At 67.5% G+C, this 5,248-nt stretch carries 5 protein-coding genes; 4 read left to right on the top strand and 1 reads right to left on the bottom strand.

Annotated features, from left to right (window positions below; all coding sequences use genetic code 11):
* The first annotated feature begins 29 nt into the window (after positions 1 to 29).
* The 3 genes from RJ05_RS22060 (at position 30) to RJ05_RS29505 (ending at position 3,663) form a co-directional block, all read left to right on the top strand.
* Entirely contained in the window at positions 30 to 248 is a 219-nt protein-coding gene (locus RJ05_RS22060; RefSeq protein ID WP_014353044.1) for an MbtH family protein, read from the top strand.
* A gap of 245 nt (positions 249 to 493) precedes the next feature.
* A complete protein-coding gene (locus RJ05_RS22055) occupies positions 494 to 2,710 on the top strand; it encodes a molybdopterin oxidoreductase family protein (protein ID WP_051016807.1) in 2,217 nt (738 codons plus the stop codon).
* 290 nt (positions 2,711 to 3,000) lie between these two features.
* Entirely contained in the window at positions 3,001 to 3,663 is a 663-nt protein-coding gene (locus RJ05_RS29505) for a hypothetical protein (RefSeq protein ID WP_138445627.1), read from the top strand.
* Positions 3,664 to 3,757: 94 nt separating this feature from the next.
* Here the strand turns inward: RJ05_RS29505 and RJ05_RS22045 are convergent, their stop codons facing one another.
* Positions 3,758 to 4,666, bottom strand: coding sequence for an oxygenase MpaB family protein (locus tag RJ05_RS22045; protein WP_051016805.1), 909 nt, complete (start codon positions 4,664 to 4,666; stop codon positions 3,758 to 3,760).
* 357 nt (positions 4,667 to 5,023) lie between these two features.
* Between RJ05_RS22045 and RJ05_RS22040 the strand changes: the two genes are divergently transcribed.
* A complete protein-coding gene (locus tag RJ05_RS22040; RefSeq protein WP_036540196.1) occupies positions 5,024 to 5,248 on the top strand; it encodes a hypothetical protein in 225 nt (74 codons plus the stop codon).

Below are 5,248 nucleotides of genomic sequence, written 5' to 3'. Positions count from 1 at the left end.
CCCCTGCCGCACTACCGAAAGGCACAACCGTGACCAACCCGTTCGACGACGACAACGCCCGCTTCTACGTCCTCATCAACGACGAAGGCGAACACTCCATGTGGCCCACCTTCGCCACCGTCCCCGGCGGCTGGACCATCGCCCACGGCCCCACCACCCGCAAGGCGTGCCTGGACTACGTCGAAGCGCACTGGCTCGATATGCGCCCGAAATCGCTGGTCCGGGCCATGGCGGTCGAAGCGAACTGAATTCACCGACGATTGGCCCATCACGCCGTCGGCTGCCCGTCGCGGTACGGCAGCCGACGGTGAGCCCGCCGCGGGGCAGCGGTGAGCTCGGCTGCGGGTTCGCGGTGGCCCGGCTGCGGGTCGACGGTGAGCCCGGCCTCGCACCGCGGCAACCCTGGTAGCCGCCCGCGGCGAGCCACCCACTACGCGCGAGAAAATTAGACCGAATCCTTCTCATCGACCGTCAGCCCGCGCGACGATGAGGTATGGCAACGCGCGCGTCCACCGAATCCACCGACCGGCCCGCCGACCTCACCCGGACTGGTCTTCGCACCTGTCCGCTGTGTGAGGCGGTCTGCGGCCTCGAGCTGACCCTCGACCGCGACGACCGGGTGCTCTCGGTCCGCGGCGACCGGCAGGACCCGTTCAGCCAGGGCTTCCTCTGCCCGAAGGGCGCCAGCCTCGGCACCCTCGACGGCGATCCGGACCGGCTGACCGAGCCGATGGTCCGCGACCGCGCCACCGGAAGCTGGCGCGCCGTCTCCTGGGACGATGCGTTCGACCTCATCGCCGAACGGTTCCCGGCGGTGACGGCGGAGTACGGCAAGCAGTCGGCCGCGCTGTACCTGGGCAACCCGAACGCGCACAGCGTGGCCGGCGCGCTGTACGTCCCGGCCTTGATCCGCGGGCTCGGCACCAAGAACCTGTATTCGGCCAGTACCGCCGATCAGATGCCCAAGCAGGTCTCCTGCGGGCTGATGTTCGGCGATCCGCTCGCCATCCCGGTGCCCGATCTGGACCGCACCGATTACCTGCTGATGCTCGGTGCGAACCCGATGGAATCCAACGGCTCGCTGTGCACCGCACCGGACTTCCCGGGCCGGCTGAAGGCGCTGCGGGCGCGCGGCGGGCGGCTGGTCGTGGTGGATCCACGCCGCACCCGCACCGCCGACCTGGCCGACGAGCACCTGTTCGTCCGGCCGGGCAGCGACGCGTATCTGCTGTTCGGGATCGTGCACACGCTGTTCGCGGAGAACCTCGTCGACCTGCGGACGCCGGTGCACGGGCTCGACGAGGTGCGCGCGGCCGCCGCCGATTTCGCACCGGATGTGGTCGCCCGCCGCACCGGCGTGCCCGCGGACACGATTGTCCGGCTGGCCCGTGAACTGGCCGAGGCGCCCACCGCCGCGGTGTATGCCCGGATCGGCACCTGCACCACCGAATTCGGCACGGTCACCCAATGGCTGGTCGATGTGATCAATACCCTCACCGGAAATCTGGACGCACCGGGCGGGGTCATGTTCGCCTCGGCCGCGGCGCTGGGCATCGTGCGCACCAAAGCATTCCGATTGGGCCGCTGGACCAGCCGGGTCCGTGAACTGCCCGAGGCGATGGGCGAATTCCCGGTCGCCACCTTGGCCGACGAGATCACCACGCCGGGCGAGGGCCAGGTGCGGGCCTTGATCACGGTCGCCGGAAATCCGGTGCTGTCGGCACCCAATGGCGCGCGCCTGGATTCCGCGTTCGCCGAACTCGAGTTCATGGTGAGCGTGGACTGCTATCTGAACGAGACCACCCGTCATGCCGATGTGATCTTGCCGCCGCCGCGTCCGCTGCAATCACCGCATTACGATTTCGCGCTGCTGCAATTCGCGGTCCGCAATTACGCGCGCTACTCGCGGCCGCTGGTGCCGCTGGGCGAGCGGCCGTCGGAGGCCGCGGTCATCGCCCGCCTGGCCGCTGCGGTCACCGGCGGTGATCACCGGGGCGCGGACGGCCGCGACGCCCTCACCGCCTTCGACGAATTCGTCATCGCGGGCACCTTGCACAAGGCCGGTCTGGCCGACCGTCGCAGCGAATTGATCGGTGTGAACACTACCGAGCAGCGCATCGACATGATGCTGCGCCTGGGCCCGTACGGCGCGTGGAGCGGCGGCACCCTCACCCTGGCGACCTTGCTGGACAACCCGCACGGCGTCGATCTCGGCCCGCTCCAGCCGCGGCTGCCCGAGGTACTGCGCACCGAGTCCCGTCGCGTCGAACTCGCACCGCCGCAGCTGCTCGCCGATGTCGACCGCCTGCGCACCGGATTGGCCGCCGCCGCACCGGAGATGGTGTTGATCGGCCGCCGCCACCTGCGCTCCAACAACAGCTGGATGCACAATATGCCGCGCCTGGTGAGCGGCACGAACCGCTGCACGCTGCACATCCACCCCGATGACGTCGACCGGCTCGGCCTCGGCGAGCACGCGGTGGTGAAATCGGCGGCGGGCGAACTCACCGTGGATCTGGAACCGACCGAGGCGATCATGCCCGGCGTGGTGAGCCTGCCGCACGGCTGGGGCCACACCGTTGGCGGTCAACGGGTGGCGCGCGAGCATGCCGGTGTGAACACCAATGTGCTCACCGATGACACGGTGGTCGACCGTCCCTCCGGTAATGCGGTGTTCAATGGTGTTCCCGTGTCGGTGACGCCGGCCTAGCGGCACAGTAGGAGATAGCGCTGCTGACGGTTTCGGTATCGCCGCCGATGATCACACTTCACCCGGGCGCTGATATCGAAACCGTTCCAGCACAACGATTAACGTGCCTACCGCCGCGCCGATCACACCGCCGTCCGGCTCCTGGAGAATTCCACCCGCAGTTCCAGAGATTGTCTTGATTGGCATGGAATCGGGTATATCCGTTATGTTTCGCACGGCACTGGCTGTGCTGTCATCTGTGTTCGATACCGGGTGACATGACCATGATCTGGATAGCAGGAGCGGCGACAATGGCCAAGAGATTCACCGATGCGGAAAAAGCCAGGGCAGTCAAGAAGGTGGAAAAGCTCCGCGCCGAGGGTAAGTCGTTGAACGCGGCGTGCGAGGAAGTGGTGCAGAAGGTGGGCTGGCCGTCGGTGGGCGCCCTCACCAACTGGGTCAAGGCCGCCGCCTCGGCCAACGGTGCGGCGGCGGCCGAAGAGCCCGCCCCGGCCGAAGCCGCCCCCGCGCCGCGCAAGCGTGTGGTGAAGAAGGCGCAGAAGGCTCGGGCCGCCACCGCTCGCAAGCGGGCCGCGTCGACCAACGGCTCGTCCCCGGCGAAGAAGGCGGCCGCGCGTCTTCAGGCCGCACCGGCCGCCGCCGCGACGCTGGTCGCCGGGCCTGAGCCCACCCCGGTTGTCGAGGAACTCACCGCGGTGGCCGAGGCACCCGCCACCGAGCCGGCACCCGCCGCCGAGCAGCCGGCCCCGGCCACCGAGCAGCGCGCCGCCGAGCTGGTCGCGGTGACCGCGCCCCCGGCCTCGACGGTGACGCCGGTCGCCGACCCGGAATTCGGCCACCGCAGCGCCGACGACCTGGCCAACGAGGTGCGCCGCCTGCGTATCGCGCTCGAGGAACTGCACGGCGAGAACCGCGCGCTCAAGGACCTGGTGGGCATCTACGTCCGCCGGTGAACACACCAGCTGCCCCGGCCGCTAGCGGTCCGGGGCAGCGGTCGATCACCCGGATCCGGCGGCCCCACGCTGCGCCGCCGGATCCGGGTGCGTCTCAGATCAAACTCTTCTGCTTCCGCATCCGTCGGCGCAGATCCACCATCAGCGCATGCGAACCGCCGAATCGCAGGAACCGCGGAATGAATCGGTTGACGAAACCGACGAACAGGAAAAGGTTGTCGAAGCGCCGTTGATCGGCCGCGGTCCACTCCACCCGCAACTGCTCGCGGAAGTAGGGCGCGAGGAATCCGATGGTCAAGAACTTCAGCAGACCACGGAACGGGATCCGCAGATACCAGTGGATCATCCGCAGATTCAGCAGATCATCCAAGTAGCCGCGCACGAAATCGTCGAGCACGGCCTGGCGCGCCATCTCGTTCCAGTACGCGTCGAAATCCTTGCGGGTGGCCGGCCACATCTCCCGCGGCACCTGCAGACCGGTCGCCAGCGGCGATGAGGTCTGATAGAACTGCTCGGCCTGCTCGTCGGTCATCTTGCCGTTGAGCAGCTGGTAGGTGTCTTCGAATCCGATGAACAGGCACGCGGCCACCCACAGTTGCAGATGCCGGTCGAAGGCGTTGTACTTCACCGAGCTGTCGGGCCCCGACCGCACCTGGCGATGGGCCACATTCACGGCCTCGCGGAACGCGTCCTTCTCCTCCTGGGTGCCGAGGATGGATACGGCCAGGTATTGCGTGGTGGTCCGCGCCCGCTTCCACGGATGCACCATGAGCGCACCGGATTCCACGCGGCTCTCCGCGACACCGTAGCCGACGCCGGGTCGCGCCATCTGCATCACGACATTGGCGGCGGCGCCGCCGAAGCTCCAGAAATCCAGGGCGTCGGTCAGCGCCAGCGGTCGTTTGGTGAACGGCCGGTGGTGGCTGCGGATGGGGATGCGGGTCTGCTCGGTGGTCAGCGGTGGCAGACCATGCTGCTCGAAGGATTGCGCGACTGCGGTCATGGGCATATTTCCGTTCTCTCGCCGGTGCGCCGGAGCGGCCGAGTGCGGCTCTCCGTCGTGCCACTGCGCCCATTATGTTACTCGCGATTCTTCCGGGCAAGGCTGCTTTGGCTAGCGAACAGTCGATAACTTATGCACATGCGGGATCGGCATCGTGCCTGGCTGGTCGGGTCAACCTCGCCAGAGTTCGATGGAATCTTGTCGAATCACTTCCACACCGAACAGAATGGTGCGTAACATACCGATCCAGCCGGACCGGTTGGGAGGCGCGCCGGACACGCACGACGCGCGCCGCCTGCGCGCGGCGGCGGGGATCGTGCGCCGGACGGGGTCGGCCGGCAGGAAAGGACAAGGGCGATGCTCAAGAAGCTGGATCGAATATTCAGCTATGAGATGAAGGTCTCCGAATTTCTCGGGACTCTCATCATCCTCGGCATTCCATACGGACTGATCGGCGTCATCTGGACGCTGGCGCACACCGATCATCTCCGCGATATGCACGGAATCGACGTCGTGGTCTCGTTTCTCGGCTCGATCGTGTGCTGGCCGGTGCTCACCTTCGCGAATGTGTGCATGAGCTGA

It is taken from the genome of Nocardia cyriacigeorgica NBRC 100375 (assembly GCF_000308555.1).
GTDB classification, from domain to species: domain Bacteria; phylum Actinomycetota; class Actinomycetes; order Mycobacteriales; family Mycobacteriaceae; genus Nocardia; species Nocardia cyriacigeorgica.
This window is presented reverse-complemented; position numbering and strand designations above follow the sequence as displayed.

Bases quoted from the DNA above. Each gene is read 5' to 3' on its own strand.
- RJ05_RS22040 (WP_036540196.1), top strand. From the start codon at position 5,024: ATGCTCAAGAAGCTGGATCGAATATTCAGCTATGAGATGAAGGTCTCC.
- RJ05_RS29505 (WP_138445627.1), top strand. From the start codon at position 3,001: ATGGCCAAGAGATTCACCGATGCGGAAAAAGCCAGGGCAGTCAAGAAG.
- RJ05_RS22045 (WP_051016805.1), bottom strand. From the start codon at position 4,666: ATGACCGCAGTCGCGCAATCCTTCGAGCAGCATGGTCTGCCACCGCTG.
- RJ05_RS22055 (WP_051016807.1), top strand. From the start codon at position 494: ATGGCAACGCGCGCGTCCACCGAATCCACCGACCGGCCCGCCGACCTC.